Here is an 18,437-nt window from a genome sequence, read left to right as displayed (position 1 = left end):
CGAAAGGTTGCCATCAGAGGGAAAAGGGAGTCAGCGCGGGCGCTTGTATCAGCGGTGGCACAAAGATCACCCCGCCAGCCAGCGCAGCAGGGTGTCACGGGTGACGGTTTCCACTTCATCATTCACGCCCAATAGACGGCGCTCCGCATAGCGGACCTCCGGGCCTTTGCGGCTGACGCGAGCGCGCAGGCCATAATGGTGAACACGGGCGATGCGCTGCACTTTGCCATCAAACTGCACGCTGGCAGAGTCCGCACTGGCGGCGGTTTTCAAGTATTTTGTGGTACGCAGCTTTGCAAACATCTTACGTTTGATGCGGCCCTTTTTGCTGCGGGCTGTCACCCGGCGCGGCTCATAGCCGCTGCCGTCAGGATTGCGCTGCATCCTGATGTTCTGCTGCTGCGTCCGGCGTAGCTGTTGCGCCAGTTGCCGCATCATACGGCTGCGTGCGGCAGGCTCCAGATTTGCCAACAGCGCCGTCAGCCAGTCATCCACCCTCTGCAGCTCATCCACGTTTCACCGTCCACATTTCTTCGGGTTTGTTCGGTTCCGGCACCGCTTCAACGCTCGACACAGTACCGTCAGTGCTGACCAGCACGCGCTCTGTCAGTTGCAAACTCATGCTGATATCGCACACATCGTTTCGCAGAATATCCACTTCAAAGGTAAACAGTTTTTCGCGCAGAGCCGGGTTGTTGATGGCATCCGGCTGACTGGCACTGAGCCACAGCAGCACGGGAGCCATCAGCAGATTCTGGTCTCCGCTGAAATCCTCGATCACTACGTTCAGGGTGTAGCGGTATTCCCATGACATGGAGCTGGCCCCGGTTGCCACCAGTGAGCCGTTATCAACGAAAAGGTGCAGCTTGTCCGGGTTATCACGGACATAAGCAACCGCTTTATTCAGGGCGCTGCGTAAGGACTGCGGTTTGTTCACTGTTTCGCTCCTGACATGCAATAATCGTGTCCACTTTGTCAGCACAGACCGCCCAGGCGGCCTCGGTTTCATCCAGCGCCGCATTCAGATCGCCGTTACTGCGCGGTGCTGACCTTTCCAGACGGCACTGCGTCACTCTGGGACAGCCACTCACGGTAAGCTGCACCTCCGGCGAGGGCCGGACGCTCCCGCAGCCGGATAATGTCAGCAGGCAAAGGAGTGTCAGCCCAACGGCGCAAATCCTCATTTTCACGTTTTAACTCCTCTGTCCGGCGCTGACGGCTACGCAGCAGTGCGGCGGTATCCTCCACCGCTGCATAGAGCCGCATCTGCTCCCGGCTGTTGGTTTCGGTCAAAATGGACAGGCCGATCAGCTGGCTGTTTTTCTTCGTCAGTTCCTGCATTTTGCTTTTCAATGCCGCGCCCTGCATCTCGATGGTGTGGCTGGCATTGTTAAGCCGCCATGACTGCCAGCCCAGCGCCGCAAGTGCCAGCGCCAGAACCAACGCAAGTAAACGATTCATTCCCGCATAGCCTTAAGCTCATCTTGAATTACCAGACTCATGGCAACCGTAAAAACAAAAACCATCCCCGTGAGCTTCCATCCGGCAAGCGACATAACAAAGGCAATAACGAGACGCTGATACCAAGTGAGAGGTATTCTGCCCAACAACTCCAACACCCTCCCCAGCAAATGGCGTACCTGCAGCCGGTCACTCCCCGTCAGCGTGCAGGAGTAAAGCCCTACAAAGCAGACCAGTGAAAATGCGGCATACTCAAACCAGATGATCAGCGCCAGCGGAAAAGCCGCATAAGATGCAGGAAAAATCACATCTACCATTACAAGCAGCACCAGAACCGAAACCGGCAGCCAGTAACTTTTAACCATTTCATTTATCTATACTCCTTTTAAGCACCAAGCCATTTCCCGCGCGCGGCGGTTATCCAGCCCCTGATTAAACACACCTTTGACATACACCCAGCGCGGCAGCTGATGGCAGGCGTCAGCCCAGCGCTGCTGATTCAGCAACGTAACTAGCGTAGAGCTGCATGCGTTGCCGGTGCCCACGTTGAAAGCAAGCGACACCGCCGCGTCATAGACTTTTTGCGGCATCGGCTGCACCACACACTTTTCAAGCTGCCGTTCCACGCGCAGCACGTTGGTGATAAGTCCCTGCGCCGCCTGCCGTTCCGTGATGGTTTTTCCCGGCACCACACCGGACGTATTGCCGATCCCGTCAGTCCACGCACCCGCGCTGCACTGATAAGGCTGCAGACGGCATCCCTCGTAATCGGCGATCAGCTTCAGCCCCTCAACAGAGGTATGAAGCGACTGAAAACCGGGCAGCGTGGCGGCAATAGCCAGTACCGCCCCGACAAGGCAGCGCTTAACGATTGAAGGATTCATATTCCCCCCGCGAAATTTTGCCGCCACGTAACAATTTGAAAGACTGGTGTTTGTAGTACCAGTTGATAGCCAGCATCAGCACACCAATCAGTACTCCGCCAACCGTTGACGCATCCTTGAGCGACAGATCGCCCAGCCATGCAAGCAGCACGGCGATGCAGTAAGTGATAAAGGCGCTGATTCGTTCAAGCGTCATAATTCAGTCCCATAGCTGGACGGTCTGCGCCGTGGTTGACGCCGTAATGTCCGGCAGTTCCACCTGCAGCCCGTGCGGTAAAAATGGGCCGTACTCAGCCAGCCCCGGATTTGCCTGCAGAACCTGCTCAGTGACCCCCTGCGTGCGCCCGTAATAACGCCAGCAAAGCGCGTCCACCGTGTCATACTGATGCGCACGCACTTTCATCAGATAAGCTCCACCGTACAGTGCGGTGCATCCTGCAACCTGCTGACGGCCCAACGGGCATCGCGCCACAGATCGCCGCTGGCCTCCGCCAGCTCCTCACCTCGCTTCACGCCAGACGCCGTGGCGTCATAGTCCTGATAACGTTCATTGAGCACGGCGCGTGCCCAGCAAAAAACGGCGGTGTGGTAGTGCCGGATACGCACGCTTTTGCCGTCCAGCATTTCTGCCGGAACCTCAGCCAGTGCCCGATAGCCCAGCGTCTGCTGACGGTTGCGGAAGTCGTACAGCTCAGCGTTTACCTCGGAAATTGCCGTCAGTACGACCTGCTTTAAACGCGGCTGCGTTACCGTGCCATCAGTGCGCATCACGCTACGAAATTCCGACAGGTCCACATCAGGCCAGAACGGCGTATTTTTGATGACTTCCGTCTGTTCCGGTGCCTGTTCGGGCGCAACAAACTTCATGCCGATTCCTCCTGAATAAGTGGGCGGTGGACGGGGTTTTGATGTGGCAGTGCCTTTCGCCACCCCGTGCCGCCCGTGCGCGGGGCACGTTCGGTTATCAGCTGTTGCGGAGTTTCCGCTCCAGCTGCTCAATGTCTTTTTTCACCCCGCACCTTTCGTCCAACTGCAGGGCCTGCTTAAGATGATTCAGTGCGGACACCGGGCTGTTTCCGGTTTGCGCCCAGCCAATGGATTTGTGCAGGCGCGCGCGGGACTGATCCGGCATGTCTTCCCCGTCAACAGATTCCAGCGTCTGCAGTAACAAATCAGCATCAAACGGGGTTTCGGCCAGAATGGCGGCCTTTGCGGCGTCAGCCATTTCCTCGGCGAGCACCGTAGATGTGGTGCGCTTGCCGATCGGCATCACCCAGCCATGCTTAAGGGCATGGCGGCCAATCGTCAGCGCACCGGCATAATCACCGGCATCGATACGCCACAGCATGACGTACATGATCACGTCATCCTGCTGCGCCCCGTCGACGCTCAGCACGCCCTCTACCCAGGCGGCATACTTCGGCAGTACCTCAATCTTTACCTGCGCTTTGTTGACATTGGACTGAATGCCCTTGAGGCGGCGGCGGTCTTCGTTGAGCTGCAACAGCATCAGGTCATAGCCTTTCGCATGTCGGCTATTGCTGCCCCTTTGGGCGGCCTCCTGTGCCTGGATAAAGCGCGTGTGCGCGCGGAAAGGATTGGTCACGGTTTATTCTCCTGCGGTGTCGGTGCCAGCCTGCGCATGGGGCGTGCCGGATTCGCTCATAGCCTTGACGACGCTTGCCGCAACAGAGGCAATGCGCGCGATTTCGGCGTCGCTCATCTGTCCCGCTTCCGGTTCTGGCTCCTGATCAAGCATTTCAATGTTTTCAATCAGGCAGGTGCAGTCGTAGTCTTCAACCACATACGCCTCGTTGACCGACTCAAAGTTTTCAATGCGATCCCGTTTCGGGTTGTCGATGATGGAGCGGCGGCGCGTTTCTTCCTGCCAGTAAATGGACAGGTTATCGAGGCGCGTAATCAGCAACGCATCTGCCGGAAAGAACGACGCACGCACCGCAGGCAGGCCGCCGATACGCTTCTGGCTAATAATCAAGTCAGCGGCCAGCGCTTCGGTGTTGGGCTGGTCTTTGTTGACGATCGGGAAATATTTATCGGCCAGCAGCTGGCGGCCACAGATCACAACTAGCTCAGTGTCATCCTGATACTGCACGGCGATTTTTTCAGACACAGCCCCCATCACTACGGCATCAAGGTTATTAAATACGCCCCCTTTGCCAATGGTGATGTTACCGGCGACAACCTTGCCGCTGTTGTCGATTCGCTGGCTGATTACTTGCGAAGGTTTCTCCTGGCGGATTTTTTCCAGCCAGCCGATATTTACGTCCTGCAGCAGCGGGTTCTGTACCCGGTTTGAGGTTTTCTCACGCTTGAGGCCGTTAAAGCCGATCATGATGCGGTCCAGTGCCTGGCGCTTCACGATGACATCACGGATGCGTACCTGAAAGTCGGAAAACTTCGCCCACATGTCCAGCTTTGAATAAGGCAGCGCCGTGTCAAAGTTGGTCTGTGTGCATTTGTAGCCGTCGCCATCGATGTAGGTCGGGTCGGTTGGCTCACGCTCTTTCTGCGTGGTGTCGGTTGTGCCTGCGATGGTCTGACCGATACCCAGCCCCAGACGCTCGCCGCTTTGCTCATCGACTGGTGTGATGTTGATCGCCTGCAGGAATGCGGATGACTCCTGGATTTTGGTTTCCAGCGTCTGCGCTATGGACGACTCAACAGTAAATTTGCTGTTAAGGGCCGACAGGTTGATTTTGTTGATTTCCGCCAGTACCGACATATAGGCGTTTAACTTAAAACGGGTATTGTTTTTCATTGTTTGTGTTCTCTGTTCGTTAATGGGGTTTGCCGCAACTGCATCAGCAGTCGGTGCGCACGTCCTGGCTGTTGCCGCTGCCATTACCGGGCGTGCGCGGGCGGAAGTCCTGGCGCCCGTCTTCACGGCTCAACCGCTCCTGCAGCTGGCTGAAATCCGCCTGCAGCTGCTCACGGGCTGCGACTTCCGCGCTCAGCCCCTCAGTAAACTGCGCCTGCAGGCTGCTGGCCTGCTCGCTCAGGGCGGTTTCGATGCGCTGACTGAATTCCTGCTGCTCGGTAGCGACCAGTTCGACGGCCTTGTGAACGTCACCGAAACGGGCGTCATCAGATTTCTGCTTGTTGCTGAAAAGCGCGGAAACCCGGCTGAATAGGGACGGCTTATCGTCGGCCACGTCCTCAAACTCGATCACGGTTTCGGTGGCAGCGGTAAACAGGTTGTTAGGGTGCTGCTTGCGGTTTGCCAGCGGGTTAGCACCTGCACTGGCGCTGAACTGCAGTATTTCGGTTCCTAGGCTGGCCGGATCGTCGGTAACGGCCAGGCCGATCAGATACGCCTCGCCGGTGTCGGCGAACTCCGGGCGAATCTCCATCGAGGTAAAAAGCTTCTGCATGTTGCCGGTCATCGTAACCAGCTCATCCGTCGGGTTGATCACCGCGTACAGGCCCAGCTTACCCTTAAGCAGGCCGTCGCTGATTTCTTCAGTGTCCAGCGCATCGACCACACCAAAACGGCGAAACGCGCTGTCAGGCGTGTAACCCTTGATGTGTTCCATGTTGATCACGGCGGTGTAAACGGCCGGATCGTAATTGGCCGCCATCTGTTCCAGCCAGCTGCGCACGATGGTGCGCCCGTCCGTGGTGGCACCTTCCACCCCGATGCGGAAACGCTTTGCTTTCTTTGCCATTGTCCAGGCTCCGGTTAGATAAAAACTCTGTGAGTCCCTATGTTTGCGGCGACAGGGGCACTGAAACAACGCGGCGAGGATGTACCGTAATTCACACAATCACGGGCGGCGGAAAAGGAAACGGGCGGCCCGTATTTTGGGGACATGACAACGACAATCGCCCCCGCAGACCTTGATCCCCGCAGACAGGCTTTGCTGCTCTACTTTCAGGGATACCGCATCGCCCGCATTGCTGAAATGCTGGGAGAGAAACCCGCAACCGTTCACAGCTGGAAAAAGCGCGACAAGTGGGGCTCATATGGCCCGCTTGACCAGATGCAGCTATCCACTGCTGCGCGCTACTGTCAGCTGGTCATGAAAGAGGTGAAGGAAGGAAAGGACTACAAAGAAATCGACCTGCTGGCCAGGCAGTCAGAGCGCCATGCGCGCATCGGGAAATTTAACAACGGCGGCAATGAGGCGGTTTTAAATCCCAATGTCGAAAACCGCAACACAGGCCCACGCAAACCGCCTAAAAAAAACGTATTCAGCGACGCGCAGATCGAAAAACTGCAGGATATCTTTCACAGCACGATGTTCGGCTATCAGCGCCAGTGGTGGGAAGCGGGCAATAAATATGCCGTCCGCAATCTGCTGAAATCGCGTCAGATTGGGGCGACGTTCTTTTTTGCCCGCGAAGCGCTGATCGATGCGCTGACCACCGGACGAAACCAGATTTTCCTGTCGGCCAGTAAAGCGCAGGCGCACGTATTCAAGCAGTACATCGTGGAGTTTGCCCGCGAGGCGGACGTAGACCTGAAAGGCGACCCGATGACGCTGGATAATGGCGCGTGCCTGTACTTCCTCGGCACCAACGCCCGCACGGCGCAGAGTTATCACGGCAACCTGTACCTGGACGAATACTTCTGGATACCGAAATTTCAGGAACTGCAGAAAGTTGCCTCTGGCATGGCGCTGCACAAAAAATGGCGCGAAACCTATTTTTCCACGCCGTCCAGCCTCACACACAGCGCCTATCCGTTCTGGTCTGGCGCGCAGTTCAACAGGGGCCGCGCAAAAGCTGACCGCGTTGATATTGATTTAAGTCACGCATCGCTTGCCGCTGGCCGCCTGTGTGCTGACGGCCAGTTCCGCCAGATTGTCACCGTTGAGGATGCCGTGCGCGGTGGCTGTGACCTGTTCGACCTGGAACAGCTGCGCACGCGCTACAGCCCTGAAGACTATCAAAACCTGCTGATGTGCGTGTTTATGGATGACCTCGCGTCGGTGTTCCAGCTTGCCATGCTGCAGAAATGTATGGTTGACAGTTGGGAAGTGTGGGACGACTTCGAAGCGCTGGCGCTGCGCCCGTTTGGCTGGAAGGAGGTCTGGATTGGTTACGATCCGGCGAAGGGTACGCAGAACGGCGACAGCGCCGGTTGCGTGGTCATTGCCCCGCCTGCAGTGCCGGGCGGCAAGTTTCGCATCCTTGAGCGTCACCAGTGGCGCGGCATGGATTTCCGTGCGCAGGCCGACGCGATTAAAACCCTTACGCAGCAGTACAACGTGACCTATATCGGCATCGACTCAACCGGCGTCGGTCTCGGCGTCTATGAGAACGTGAAAGCCTTTTTCCCACAGGTAAAAGAGTTTGTTTACAACCCGACGGTTAAAAATGCCCTGGTGCTCAAAGCCTACGACACGATGGCAACCGGGCGGCTGGAGTTTGACGCCAGCCATCTCGACATCGCGCAGTCGTTTATGTCTATCCGCAAGGCCACTACGTCCAGCGGCAATCGTCCGACCTATGAAACCAGTCGCAGCGAGGAAGTCAGCCACGGCGATTTAGCCTGGGCGACCATGCACGCGCTGGCAAATGAGCCGCTGCAGGGACAGGCGGCACACACGCAGAATATTGTGGAGATGTATTAATGAGCAAACGCAGAAACCGCACGCGCACACAGTCCGTGCCGCAGCCGGATAACATGACCAGCGGGGCAGCGTCGGAGGCTTTTACCTTTGGCGACCCGATCCCGGTGCTGGACCGCCGCGAATTGCTCGATTACGTGGAGTGCGTTATCAATGATCGCTGGTATGAGCCGCCCGTAAGCGTTGACGGACTGGCGCGCACGTTCCGCGCCGCCGTGCATCACAGCTCACCTATAAGCGTAAAATGCAATATTCTGGCGAGCACATTTATCCCGCACCCACTTTTGAGCCAGCAGGCTTTTACCCGCTTTGCGATGGATTACCTGATTTTCGGCAATGCCTATCTGGAGAAGCGGATCAGCCGCCTCGGCAACACGCTGAAACTGGAACCCTCGCTTGCAAAATATACGCGTCGCGGGCTTGACCTCGACACCTACTGGTATGCGCATTACGGCCTTAACACTGAACCGTATGAGTTTACAAAGGGCAGCGTCTTTCACCTGATGGAGCCGGATATCAATCAGGAAATTTACGGCGTGCCGGGCTACCTGTCGGCCATCCCGTCTGCGCTGCTTAATGAGTCGGCCACGCTGTTCCGCCGCAAGTATTACCTGAACGGCAGCCATGCGGGTTTTATCATGTATATGACTGACCCGGCGCAGAGCCAGCAGGACGTGGACAATATCCGCAGCGCCATGAAAAGCGCAAAGGGCCCTGGCAACTTCCGCAACCTGTTTATGTACAGCCCGAACGGGAAGAAAGACGGCATCCAGATCATCCCGCTGTCAGAGGTGGCGGCCAAAGATGAGTTCCTGAATATCAAAAACGTGAGCCGTGATGACATGCTGGCCGTGCATCGCGTACCGCCGCAGCTAATGGGGATAATCCCAAACAATACCGGCGGGTTTGGTGATATTGAAAAGGCCAGCCGCGTGTTTGTACGAAACGAACTCATTCCGCTGCAGGCACGTATGAAGGAGTTAAATGACTGGCTCGGACTCGGCCAGGAGGTTATCAGGTTTGCGCCTTATAACCTCGATCTGGAAGATGGCAACTAATATACAGTGGAAAACAAAGCGCCTGCGGGCGCTTTTTTATTTATCAATCCAGTGACCGGCGCGGGCTGAATCAATTAACAGTTGGATGGTCAGCGGCTTTTCCGCCTTGCCATTGTCTGCCGGAAAATAACGCCCGAAATTTATTTCTTTCGGGTCGACAGAAAATCTGTCCGCGAATGTTTCCAGCAGCTCGGCGGCGTCCTCCGGTGCCATCCTGAAATCCTTATTCAGATCCGTTGCAGGTGTCAGCCGAAAGCGCTTACGCAACCAAAACCAATGACCGTTATATTCTTCAACAAGTGCGAATACTGCCTTTTCATTATCATCCATCACCATATTTTATCCTCCGCACTGGCTATCGTATTGTAACGGTTAACCGACTTCCAGCCTATGATCGCTACGTCTGACGCCACTATAGCCCAGCCAATGACTGGCACTGTTCTGCCAACAAATGTGCCTAGCTTTTTAGTCATTATAATTTTCATTTTAAACGGATTTCCAACTATGGTCGGCAGCGGGAAAGGCAGTTTATATTTTTGCAACAGCCTGCGTGACTGAATAGATGCCCACGATGTGCCAGGAGTAGCGTTTGCAAGTTTGCCGGACACGGCGACGTTATTACGACCGGCATAAATAGCAGCAGCGGCGATAACGTTGCCTGTTGCCGCTGTCGCGCCCGTAAAATGCTCTGCGGTCACATCAACCATAATCCAGTAAAAAAGCTCACCGGCGTTAAGATTCGAAAGGCCGCCGTAAAAATAGGTTCCGTTAAGCTGTTCGGTTGTATCCATCACCACACCTCGCAATAAAAAGCATGATGAAACTTTAACCGCAACGACTTTGAAACTCCAGCCCCCCCTGTATCACGCATGTATCGCATCCTACAACGCGTACCGCCCTATCCTTCTCAGCGCCACTCGAAAGCCGATCCCACATCAGCGGGCCGGAAATTGGGCCGCATTGTCATGGCCTGAACGTCATGGCGCGCGCTCGTATCCCCGCCACGCCTGCCCGCTTTGTGCAGTGGTTTTCATGCAGGTGCATGACATAAGCAAAAGCCCGCCATATATGACGGGCCGGGGCAAAAACGATCCTCAAACGATCATGCGATTTCATGCGGCATAGTCATGCACAACGGCACTAACGCCTCGCGTGGCTCGTTGTTCAACCTTGCCGACGGTAAAAACCAGTTTTATCGTCCGCAACGTTCGCTAATGTAACCAGCTGTCGTCCTCCCATACCTGCTGCATAATTTCCATCACTCGCTTTTTGTCTTCATCCAGTTTTAATCCGCTCAGCTCAACGCCATTGGCGCTGCCCTTGCGGATACGAATTGCTGTTTTGGGATATAGAGGGCGCTAATTACGGTAAAGCTCGGATTCAAGGGTGTCCAGTGTAGCTTGGCTAAGCTTCTGCTCTTTATCGATCATTATTTCAATGCGCATACAGATTCCCCTTTAACTAATTACGTCCATCGACCGGCAGTATTCATGGCTACGGATTTTCGCCATCAGCTCGTCGGTCAGTTCGGACACCCACTGGATAGCCAGCCGCTTTTCTTCTTCGCTACACTCACTAGCCGCTACAAGCTTGATAAAAAAATCAATGCGCTGGAGCTTCAAAGACTCCAAAAAATAATCCTGCATTTTCCCTCCTATCACTACTACGGATACAAAATAACTGTATATAAATACAGTATATTAGGGTTTGGTGAATGTAAAACATTTTTTATATGTCAATTAGGATCGCTCTGATTCGGATCAATAAGAGCAATAATTGTTAAAGCCGCGGTATCAGTACCACTGACGCCATTTGCCATCCTCCTGTAGACAGTGGTTGCGGTAAAAAATACGTAGCCCCGCACCTGACGGAATACTGCCGCCGCGCAGAAGCAGGTCAATCTCTGACTCGCTACCATCGAACCCTCTGGAACTCAGTTCTGCCTCAAGCTGCAGACGCTGATGATCCGAAATAGTCTGTTTATATGCTTTTTTCCGCTTCGGTTTTACCAGCCTTAACCTGGCTGTCAGCTCCCGCCGTTCCTTCTGGCCCATGTTGTGGAGATATTCCTGCAGCTCCTTCTCATCCATGGTTTTAATATCGGGTAATTCACCCCCTGATTTGTTCAGATTTTCCACAAGGGGACAGTTATTGCCACGAGTCCAAGGGGCGGCAGAACCGCCCTGGTCGGCCGTCGCCTCCTGAACGTCAACGGCCTTGCGCACCTTTTTCCACTTCAGCGCGTGGGTGCAGATACGCCCCGCCACCAGCGGCGACCAGATGCCGTAAATGCGGATGCCGCGATCGCCGTAGGTGCCGGGTTCGTCGTTCAGCGCGTAGGCGGTGCGGATCAGGTGATTTTTGCGCGGAACCAGTACGCCGCCCTGCTTCATGATATAGGTGGCAAAGCAGCCGACGTCCGCCGCCGCCAGTACCGCGTCCAGCCGCGCATTGTCCAGCACCGGCGCGCCCGCTTTCTTATCACCCTGCGCCCTGCCCGCCTGCCCGGCTAACAGGCGCAACTCACGATACGCCTGACGCCCCGGAATACCAAAGAAACGAAACTGCTGCACGCGGTGCAGCGACGCCCAGGCGTTGACGTTTTCCGCGTTATCGCGCAGGGATTTGCCGGTTTCTTTGCTGATTTCCCCGGCCAGCCCGCGCCCGTCAATGTTCTTGCTGATGTATTTGGCGATATAGCCGGTTGGCGAGCCCTTACGCGGGTTAATCAGTTCCGATTTGAAGCGCGGCCCGGTGTTGTTACCCAGCTCCGCCCGGTCTTCCCGGATGGCAAACTTGCGCAGCAGCGCGCTGATGCTGCGGCGCTCCTTTTTGCGCATAAAGCACAGCAGGTGCCAGTGTACCGTGCCGTCGTGATGCGGCTCGGCCACGCGCACCCCGTACCAGCGCAGCCCGCGCCGGTGCATCGCCTTGCGGAAGGCGGCAAAGGTATTGACCAGGTAATCGCTGCTCTCGCGCACCGTGGCGCTGCTCCACGTCGGGTTTGGCCTGCCGTTGCTCAGCGTGGCGTGAAAGCGCGACGGGCAGGTGACGGTATAAAATACCGCGCAGTCGCCGCGCATTTCGCCAATCAGCTCCAGCCCCTTCACGCAGGCCATCATCTCATTGCGCCGGTGTGCCGGGTTGCTGGCGCTGGCGTTCACCACCTCTTCCATGTCCAGCGTGTCGCCGTTTTCACTCACCAGCTCGTGGGCGCGGAAAAACGCCAGCGATTTGCGGCGCTGCTCGCGCTTGTGTACCACCGCCTCATAGCTGACGTAGGGCGATGCTTTTTTGCTGACCAGGCACACGGCGCGCAGCTGCTCCTCGCGCCATTCGCAGCGCGTCTGCCACAGCTTGCGATACCACCAGTCGGCGCACAGCATGCGCGCCAGCGAACCGGGAATAAGTTCATAAGGCACCGGCTTACGGCGGCGCTTTTTGCGCCTCAGCGCTTCAAAGGCGGGCGGGATAACGTCAAGGCGCATCGCTTCAGCCGCCACGCGCTCCCATACCCTGCGGATCTCCTGCGGCTTCACCTCATCGGCGGTAAACAGCGCGCTGCCGGCCTCTTCCAGACAGAGGCTCATATGCGCACCAACAAGGGTCGCGAGGCGCTTGACCTGGTGCTGGTTCATTTCCGCCAGCACCAGCAGCCCGTCCAGGCCATCACGACTGGCCATAAAGCGGAAAGACGCCGACGCCTGGCTGTCACGCACGCGCTCCAGTCGTTGCAGGCAGGGGGTGATGGTGTCGCGCAGATAGCGTGAGCAGGCTTTGGGCCTGTCCAGCTGCTGGAAATACGCAATGCGCTGCATCAGCGGCTTGCTGATAAATGCGGGCTCAGCGCGCACGTTATCGATAATGACCAGGTCGGGGTTGAACCGGTGCTGCTCATGGATCAGTCTGGCGCGGCCCGTCAGCCGCTCCTGTTCCATCTCCTTCAGCACGGGATCGCGTGATTCATTGTAGAAATAGCGGTTCCAGGCCTCATCGCTCAGTGCCGCGCGCCGTTGCTTTGCCCCTTCATTTTCAGCGGCGAAAAGAGCGATCGGGTCTGAAAGCGCGGATGGTTTAACCTCTGGCCTGTCCAGATAGGGGTTGATCGCTTTCTTTGGGGCGTTCCACGGAAAAGCCCAGGCGGCATCGTCTGTGCCGCCTGGTTTTATGTTATCCCCGTGGGCTAAATCAGGCTTGCCTGCGCTCACCGCCGCGCCCCGGCCACCACGTTGCAGCGCGGCGTGCAGGACGGATTATGGCCAGTGCAAACCGTGGATGTTGATACCGCGATAACTTCCGCTACCCGCTTACCTTCACCCGCCGCCACGCCAATACTGCGCCTGGCGTTTATGTGATTGATATCAAAGCGGCGGTACAGGCTTTTAACCCGCTCCGGCATCGTGGCGGATTTGCTGCCCACCCGTTTCAGAATGGTTTTCACAGCCCAGCACCTTTGTAGTGTTTACTTTTACGCTCGGCGATACCCTGACAGGTCACGCACAGAGTCACGCCGTCCAGCGCTTTGCGGCGCGCTTCAGGGATAGGCGCGATGCTCTGACAGGTCACGCACAGAGTCACCCCGTCCAGCGCTTTGCGGCGCGCTTCAGGGATAGCGGCATCACAGCATTCACAGAAAAACGCGCTTGGCATTACCGGGCGGCGGATGATGTTGGCGAGTTCACACGCCAGATTTTCCGCAACGCGCTGCTGCACTAAATCCATTGAGTCTGCCATTAGTGAAGCTCCTGCGATTCGTTCTCAAAGCGGGTGGCTTCACGGCGTAGTAGTTCGGCGGCTTCGGTACCGCTCATCCCCACTTTAGTGATATGGATAGCCAGCGCCTCAAGACGGATGGAAACAGCGAGCGCGCGGTCTTTGCGTTCTTCTTTTTTGGCATCGGTCAGCAATACGGCCAGCGCATTGCTATCAGTGTTAAAACTACGGGTTTCGGTATTACGCATAATTGACTCTCCTGATTTCGGGCAATAAAAAGCCCGGCGGGTTTACGCCATTAAATTTCTGTTTGGATTAATTCGGCATGGTTAGCCGTTTGGGAAATAAGCTCACCACTGCACGAAAATGGTTCATTGCTTTAATCAGCTCCCGCTTTTCGTCAGTCGTCAGATCACTAATATTGACGCCGTGACGTTCTGCTGGAATTTTTGCCATATAAAAAATGGCTGCCAGTGCCCGCTCATTCTGTTTATGATTTACGTCGCGTGGGGCGCGCATATCTTTAATAAACCTTTCTAGCTCCGGCTCAATATCCAGACCAAACACTTTAGCCCTCAACTCTGCAATATGGTTCAGTCCCTCCAGGCGTTCACCGGGGCTTAATGGAATAGTTGCCGTAGGGCCTTCAATAGCCATGATTTCCCCTGTTTGGTTGTGGACAGGCCAGCCAGCAACTCATTCTGAGATGGGCACGGATGCCAGCGCTTGTCATCTTTCCCCATGATCCAGCCGTGACCGTAGTGCATTGCAGGGCTTTGCTTTACGAGAAGTGATGCAAGGGAGGGTTCTTTAGTCAGCATAACCACCTCAGATCAGACCGAACGATGCGCCGAGACCCGTCACGGTATCGACCGCGCTAGCCATCGCCGGGTTAGACTGCAAACGTGCCTGCATGGAAACGGCAGCCAGCGCCATCAGACGAGTAACAGAGTTAATGCTGCTGATAACATCGCGACGGCCTGCGGTGGTTTTCACATCACCAGATACGGCGCCGGCAGCAACACGTCCGATTTCAGCAGTAGCGCTCATGACGTAATGCGGCAGCTTCTCTTTTGCTACTTCGTTCATCGGGACGCATGGCAGGCAGTGAATCTGAGCCAGAAAACCGTCAACCAGCGTGGAGTCCTCTGTTAGATCGGTAAGCAGCCAGATTTCCGACGGCGTAATCTGATGCGGTTGCTCCGGGTTCAGCTTATTGCGCAGCGTCTGAACGTTCATTCCCGCGCGTTCTGCCAGCTTCGCCATATTGTGACGCAGTGCGAAAGTCCGGCATGCTTCGTCAAAATGCGGATGTTTGGAAACACAATAATCAAACATGTTACACCCTTACTTTTGCCATAAAGTGAATTAAGAGCCTATAACAAGTTGAAAACGTGAATGCCCCAGAGCTTTACGCGTTTGTTCTTCTTTCCAACGTGCGTAATAGATACGGATAGGACCACCGGCTTTTTTACAACCCTTACGGATTTTGCGCGGTTCGATTGGCACGCAAGGGTTGTCACCAGTTGTCCAGCGATATGCAGTACGCTCGGAAACACCTTCCAGCTCTGCAAACAGCTGCAGGGTGACAATGGGCGCAGGTACTTTGATGATTGCGATTTCAGATGCCATGGTGCATGATTCCCTATTTGCTTTTTTGAACAATGTTGGCCTCTCATTCCACAATGTTTGCCAACATTCAAACTTCACTTGTGAGCAATGTAATTAACTTTTGAGCATTGGTCAACATGGAAAACACTAATGGGCATACAAAAAAACACTCTTGAGCCTCTAACTATCCTTGACAGGATTATTTCTGTTTATGGTTTCACTCAAAAATTACAGCTCGCAAATCACTTTGAAATGTCCCCAAGCTCCCTGCAGAACCGCTACACACGTGGCACTATCTCCTACGATCTCGCGGCTTTTTGTTCGCTTGAAACAGGTGCAAGTTTGAGATGGATACTCACCGGTGAAGGACCGCAGTTTGAAGGAAGCCCGTCCATTACAGATCCAAAAAACATGGACCTATACACTCTTAATAATGGAATTCTCGATAAAAATTCCATATTGAGCATCGACTCCAATATTTTGAATAAGCAGATTTCAAAAGGGATTGCTGTTCGCGCAGAGGGGAAGCTGCACTTCGTTGATCAAGAAGCCCCACATTCAGATGGTCTTTGGCTGGTCGATATTGAGTCAGCAAACAGCATTCGTGAGTTAACCATCCTGCCCGGTAGAAGACTCCATGTAGCAGGGGGCAAAGTGCCCTTTGAGTGCAATTTTGATGACATCAGATTATTAGGTCGCGTGGTAGGGATATATAGCGAGATTAATTAATGGCGATTCGAAAACATCCATCTGGCGTAGGCTGGTTAAGCGAAATTTATCCGAATGGTGCAAAAGGCAAACGCATCAGGAAAAAATTCGCAACCAAAGGCGAAGCGCTGGCGTTTGAACAATTCACTGTCCAAAATCCGTGGCAGGAAGAAAGAGAAGATCGTCGCACTCTAAAAGAGCTTGTCGATGCGTGGTATAGCGCACATGGCATCACCCTTAAAGATGGCATCAGACGGCAGCAAGCAATGCACCACGCTTTTGGCTGCATGGGCGAACCGCTCGCACGCGATTTCGATGCGCAGATGTTTTCCCGCTACCGGGAAAGACGGTTGAAGGGTGAGTATGCCCGTTCAAATAGGGTGAAGGAGGTTTCGCCCCGCACGCTTAACCTTGAGCTGGCCTACTTTCGCGCGGTGTTCAATGAGCTAAATCGCCTCGGGGAATGGAAAGGCGAAAATCCACTAAAAAATATGCGCCCTTTCCGTACGGCAGAAATGGAAATGGCCTGGCTAACCCACGACCAGATTGCACTACTGCTAGACGAGTGCAAGCGGCATGACCACCCAGATTTAGAAACCGTGGTCAGGATCTGTCTCGCCACCGGAGCTCGATGGTCTGAAGCTGAGAGCCTGAAAAAAAGCCACCTTGCGAAATATAAAATTACCTATACCAACACCAAAGGCAGAAAAAACCGCACCGTTCCCATCAGCAAAGAGCTTTACGAATCTCTGCCTGATGATAAAAAGGGTCGGTTATTTAGTGACTGCTATGGCGCATTCAGGTCTGCGCTGGAAAGAACAGGTATCGAATTACCGGCTGGACAACTAACCCACGTTTTGCGCCATACTTTCGCCAGTCATTTTATGATGAATGGTGGTAATATCCTGGTCTTGCAGCGCGTGCTTGGCCATACCGATATTAAAATGACCATGAGATATGCACACTTTGCCCCCGACCATTTAGAGGATGCTGTTAGATTAAACCCACTTAATCATCAACTGAACAATTATACAACGGCAATCAATTAAATAATGAGGTAGTCATGGCTGGTTATTTCTATGATTTCACAAAAGAGCACTCTTTTCATGGAGAGTTTTGGAGTGCCCCCCATGATAATAAAGACAGATTTTCTGCCAAAATAGAATACACTCCCTACAATGGATTGGTACTTGACTATTGCATTTCAGATAGTGATAGTCCGAGAACATGCCAGCGGTTATACGGAGTATTGAACACTGGCGAGCCATGCACTCTGATTGGTTCATTTGATTTCCTTCAAGGCTCAATGCATTTTGGTAAGTTAAGGGTTTTAACTGGCAAACACTATTTTAAAGCAATAATCTTTAACGGAATTTATACTGAAGAAGATAGTGTGGAATACTGCGATATAGCTCTTCATGGCATGCAGGAATTTATTCACCCCCAAGGATTCATATCTCAACTAAAATACTCTACAAAACCAATCCTATCTATTCACGGCTCCGAATGGAAAATAGACGTCATCAACAATGCTACATTTAGTATGATTGGGGATAGCCTTGTAAACATCATAGACTGCCAGCATGAGGAGGCTTTCAATAAATTCACCAAAGACTTTTGGTCAACAAAAAAAGAATACCCTAAAGCATTTTTCTCCATAAGAAAAAACCTTAAGTTCTTTCTACGATACGCCAACACCATTAATGATAGCATCATAAAACACATTGATGACATATGGAAATTGACTGGTCTATTTTCAATATTATTAGACAAACCAGTCATACCGGATGAGCTAAATATAAAATTCAAAGGAAAACAAAAAAACAACCCTTGTCTTTTTTCTAATGGTATAGAACAGAGAACTATAGATCTCGCACTTTCGACTATCAATCATCACTTTCTACCATTGAATTGGAAACAAATTGATATGGGAGAAGTTATTAGCAAATGGTTAAATATGAGCGATGAGTATAACCCTCTCTCGGTAACATATCAATACGAAACGGGACTTAGGACTCTTCACCAAGCTCACGCGGATATTATATTATATGCCACTCAGTTAGAATCCATTAACTTAACTCTCTCAGCGAAGAATGAAGACAAATATATAGGGCCTATAAATAAATATGCGTCAATCGACTTAAAAAACAAATTAGAAGCAATATTTTCAAAATTCAATAAAAAAACAATTGGAGAAAATATTACTATAGTTAGAGGCGAACTCGCTCATGTCGGCCGACCAAAAAAACTCATGAAAGTAATGTCGATAGATGACTATATCAAAATAGGGTTATATCTCAAGATAACTATTACCGCGCATTTGCTATCACAATTAGGTTTAACAAAAGAGCAGATTGAGCGCTATCAAAGCAAGGTTGCCCCGTAGGATAAGTGGCGATAAAGTGGCG

Annotated in this window: 28 protein-coding genes and 1 pseudogene; 5 read left to right on the top strand and 24 right to left on the bottom strand. The window is 53.5% G+C overall.

Translation table 11 applies throughout. The annotated features are described in order from the left end of the window. Positions 1-66 precede the first annotated feature (66 nt). The 12 genes from ETA_RS04000 to ETA_RS03950 form a co-directional block, all read right to left on the bottom strand. On the bottom strand, positions 67-513 hold the full coding sequence (locus tag ETA_RS04000) for a phage virion morphogenesis protein (protein WP_012440330.1): 447 nt from the start codon (positions 511-513) through the stop codon (positions 67-69). Beyond that, positions 506-937, bottom strand: a complete 432-nt coding sequence (locus ETA_RS03995; protein WP_012440329.1) for a phage tail protein — start codon at positions 935-937, stop codon at positions 506-508. Before ETA_RS03995 ends, ETA_RS04000 begins: the two co-directional genes overlap by 8 nt. Further along, positions 900-1,145 carry an Rz1-like lysis system protein LysC gene (lysC, locus tag ETA_RS20300; RefSeq protein ID WP_231853312.1) on the bottom strand — a complete coding sequence of 82 codons (246 nt, stop codon included), beginning with the start codon at positions 1,143-1,145 and terminating at the stop codon, positions 900-902. Before lysC ends, ETA_RS03995 begins: the two co-directional genes overlap by 38 nt. Next, positions 1,033-1,461, bottom strand: coding sequence for an Rz-like lysis system protein LysB (gene lysB / locus ETA_RS03990; protein ID WP_012440328.1), 429 nt, complete (start codon positions 1,459-1,461; stop codon positions 1,033-1,035). The genes lysC and lysB overlap by 113 nt, the downstream gene beginning before the upstream one ends. Next, positions 1,458-1,826: a DNZ54_00345 family protein gene (locus ETA_RS03985; RefSeq protein ID WP_012440327.1), complete on the bottom strand. Its 369-nt coding sequence runs from the start codon at positions 1,824-1,826 to the stop codon at positions 1,458-1,460. The genes lysB and ETA_RS03985 overlap by 4 nt, the downstream gene beginning before the upstream one ends. Before the next feature lie 9 nt (positions 1,827-1,835). Further along, positions 1,836-2,345 (bottom strand): lysozyme, encoded by a 510-nt coding sequence (locus ETA_RS03980; RefSeq protein WP_012440326.1) that lies wholly within the window; start codon positions 2,343-2,345, stop codon positions 1,836-1,838. After that, positions 2,326-2,541 (bottom strand): HP1 family phage holin, encoded by a 216-nt coding sequence (locus ETA_RS03975; RefSeq protein ID WP_000171565.1) that lies wholly within the window; start codon positions 2,539-2,541, stop codon positions 2,326-2,328. The genes ETA_RS03980 and ETA_RS03975 overlap by 20 nt, the downstream gene beginning before the upstream one ends. Positions 2,542-2,544: 3 nt before the next feature. Continuing rightward, a complete protein-coding gene (locus ETA_RS03970) occupies positions 2,545-2,748 on the bottom strand; it encodes a tail protein X (RefSeq protein ID WP_012440325.1) in 204 nt (67 codons plus the stop codon). Further along, positions 2,748-3,212, bottom strand: coding sequence for a head completion/stabilization protein (locus ETA_RS03965; RefSeq protein WP_042958622.1), 465 nt, complete (start codon positions 3,210-3,212; stop codon positions 2,748-2,750). Before ETA_RS03965 ends, ETA_RS03970 begins: the two co-directional genes overlap by 1 nt. Positions 3,213-3,309: 97 nt before the next feature. Then, positions 3,310-3,951 carry a phage terminase small subunit gene (gpM, locus tag ETA_RS03960; RefSeq protein ID WP_012440323.1) on the bottom strand — a complete coding sequence of 214 codons (642 nt, stop codon included), beginning with the start codon at positions 3,949-3,951 and terminating at the stop codon, positions 3,310-3,312. A gap of 3 nt (positions 3,952-3,954) precedes the next feature. Then, positions 3,955-5,124 (bottom strand): phage major capsid protein, P2 family, encoded by a 1,170-nt coding sequence (locus ETA_RS03955; RefSeq protein WP_012440322.1) that lies wholly within the window; start codon positions 5,122-5,124, stop codon positions 3,955-3,957. A gap of 43 nt (positions 5,125-5,167) precedes the next feature. Continuing rightward, the gene (locus ETA_RS03950; RefSeq protein WP_012440321.1) at positions 5,168-6,031 is read right to left on the bottom strand and encodes a GPO family capsid scaffolding protein; all 864 of its coding nucleotides are present in this window, start codon (positions 6,029-6,031) and stop codon (positions 5,168-5,170) included. Positions 6,032-6,175: 144 nt separating this feature from the next. On the opposite strand from ETA_RS03950, the gene ETA_RS03945 reads away from it, so the two are divergent. Beyond that, a complete protein-coding gene (locus ETA_RS03945; RefSeq protein WP_012440320.1) occupies positions 6,176-7,942 on the top strand; it encodes a terminase ATPase subunit family protein in 1,767 nt (588 codons plus the stop codon). Further along, positions 7,942-8,997 carry a phage portal protein gene (locus ETA_RS03940; RefSeq protein ID WP_012440319.1) on the top strand — a complete coding sequence of 352 codons (1,056 nt, stop codon included), beginning with the start codon at positions 7,942-7,944 and terminating at the stop codon, positions 8,995-8,997. The genes ETA_RS03945 and ETA_RS03940 overlap by 1 nt, the downstream gene beginning before the upstream one ends. Before the next feature lie 36 nt (positions 8,998-9,033). Here the strand turns inward: ETA_RS03940 and ETA_RS03935 are convergent, their stop codons facing one another. The 12 genes and pseudogenes from ETA_RS03935 to ETA_RS03885 form a co-directional block, all read right to left on the bottom strand. Next, positions 9,034-9,333, bottom strand: coding sequence for a DUF1493 family protein (locus ETA_RS03935; protein WP_042958620.1), 300 nt, complete (start codon positions 9,331-9,333; stop codon positions 9,034-9,036). Next, positions 9,327-9,788: an STM2901 family protein gene (locus ETA_RS03930; protein WP_012440317.1), complete on the bottom strand. Its 462-nt coding sequence runs from the start codon at positions 9,786-9,788 to the stop codon at positions 9,327-9,329. Before ETA_RS03930 ends, ETA_RS03935 begins: the two co-directional genes overlap by 7 nt. A gap of 420 nt (positions 9,789-10,208) precedes the next feature. Further along, positions 10,209-10,442: pseudogene (locus ETA_RS03925) on the bottom strand (DinI-like family protein). A 12-nt stretch (positions 10,443-10,454) separates the two neighbouring features. Further along, positions 10,455-10,643 (bottom strand): hypothetical protein, encoded by a 189-nt coding sequence (locus ETA_RS03920; RefSeq protein ID WP_012440314.1) that lies wholly within the window; start codon positions 10,641-10,643, stop codon positions 10,455-10,457. 147 nt (positions 10,644-10,790) lie between these two features. Continuing rightward, the gene (locus ETA_RS03915) at positions 10,791-13,205 is read right to left on the bottom strand and encodes a replication endonuclease (protein WP_012440313.1); all 2,415 of its coding nucleotides are present in this window, start codon (positions 13,203-13,205) and stop codon (positions 10,791-10,793) included. Beyond that, complete coding sequence (locus ETA_RS20665; RefSeq protein WP_042958617.1) at positions 13,202-13,438, bottom strand: hypothetical protein; 237 nt, start codon at positions 13,436-13,438, stop codon at positions 13,202-13,204. The genes ETA_RS03915 and ETA_RS20665 overlap by 4 nt, the downstream gene beginning before the upstream one ends. Then, complete coding sequence (locus tag ETA_RS03905) at positions 13,435-13,731, bottom strand: TraR/DksA C4-type zinc finger protein (protein WP_012440312.1); 297 nt, start codon at positions 13,729-13,731, stop codon at positions 13,435-13,437. The genes ETA_RS20665 and ETA_RS03905 overlap by 4 nt, the downstream gene beginning before the upstream one ends. Further along, positions 13,731-13,958: a DUF2732 domain-containing protein gene (locus ETA_RS03900; protein ID WP_012440311.1), complete on the bottom strand. Its 228-nt coding sequence runs from the start codon at positions 13,956-13,958 to the stop codon at positions 13,731-13,733. The genes ETA_RS03905 and ETA_RS03900 overlap by 1 nt, the downstream gene beginning before the upstream one ends. Positions 13,959-14,025: 67 nt before the next feature. After that, positions 14,026-14,367 carry a DUF5347 domain-containing protein gene (locus ETA_RS03895; protein WP_012440310.1) on the bottom strand — a complete coding sequence of 114 codons (342 nt, stop codon included), beginning with the start codon at positions 14,365-14,367 and terminating at the stop codon, positions 14,026-14,028. Further along, complete coding sequence (locus tag ETA_RS19085) at positions 14,331-14,531, bottom strand: phage filamentation protein Fil family protein (RefSeq protein WP_012440309.1); 201 nt, start codon at positions 14,529-14,531, stop codon at positions 14,331-14,333. Before ETA_RS19085 ends, ETA_RS03895 begins: the two co-directional genes overlap by 37 nt. A 7-nt stretch (positions 14,532-14,538) precedes the next feature. Further along, positions 14,539-15,048, bottom strand: coding sequence for a phage regulatory CII family protein (locus ETA_RS03890; protein ID WP_012440308.1), 510 nt, complete (start codon positions 15,046-15,048; stop codon positions 14,539-14,541). A 30-nt stretch (positions 15,049-15,078) separates the two neighbouring features. Then, entirely contained in the window at positions 15,079-15,342 is a 264-nt protein-coding gene (locus ETA_RS03885; protein WP_012440307.1) for a hypothetical protein, read from the bottom strand. Positions 15,343-15,471: 129 nt separating this feature from the next. Between ETA_RS03885 and ETA_RS03880 the strand changes: the two genes are divergently transcribed. From ETA_RS03880 to ETA_RS03870, 3 genes are read left to right on the top strand one after another with little or no spacing between them, the layout of a single operon-like run. After that, entirely contained in the window at positions 15,472-16,050 is a 579-nt protein-coding gene (locus ETA_RS03880) for a phage repressor protein CI (protein ID WP_012440306.1), read from the top strand. Further along, a complete protein-coding gene (locus ETA_RS03875; protein WP_012440305.1) occupies positions 16,050-17,078 on the top strand; it encodes a phage integrase in 1,029 nt (342 codons plus the stop codon). Before ETA_RS03880 ends, ETA_RS03875 begins: the two co-directional genes overlap by 1 nt. A 14-nt stretch (positions 17,079-17,092) precedes the next feature. Then, positions 17,093-18,415 (top strand): ApeA N-terminal domain 1-containing protein, encoded by a 1,323-nt coding sequence (locus ETA_RS03870; RefSeq protein ID WP_012440304.1) that lies wholly within the window; start codon positions 17,093-17,095, stop codon positions 18,413-18,415. The last annotated feature ends 22 nt before the right edge of the window (positions 18,416-18,437 follow it).

Origin of the sequence: Erwinia tasmaniensis Et1/99 (assembly GCF_000026185.1) — a bacterium.
GTDB classification, from domain to species: Bacteria; Pseudomonadota; Gammaproteobacteria; order Enterobacterales; family Enterobacteriaceae; genus Erwinia; species Erwinia tasmaniensis.
This window is presented reverse-complemented; position numbering and strand designations above follow the sequence as displayed.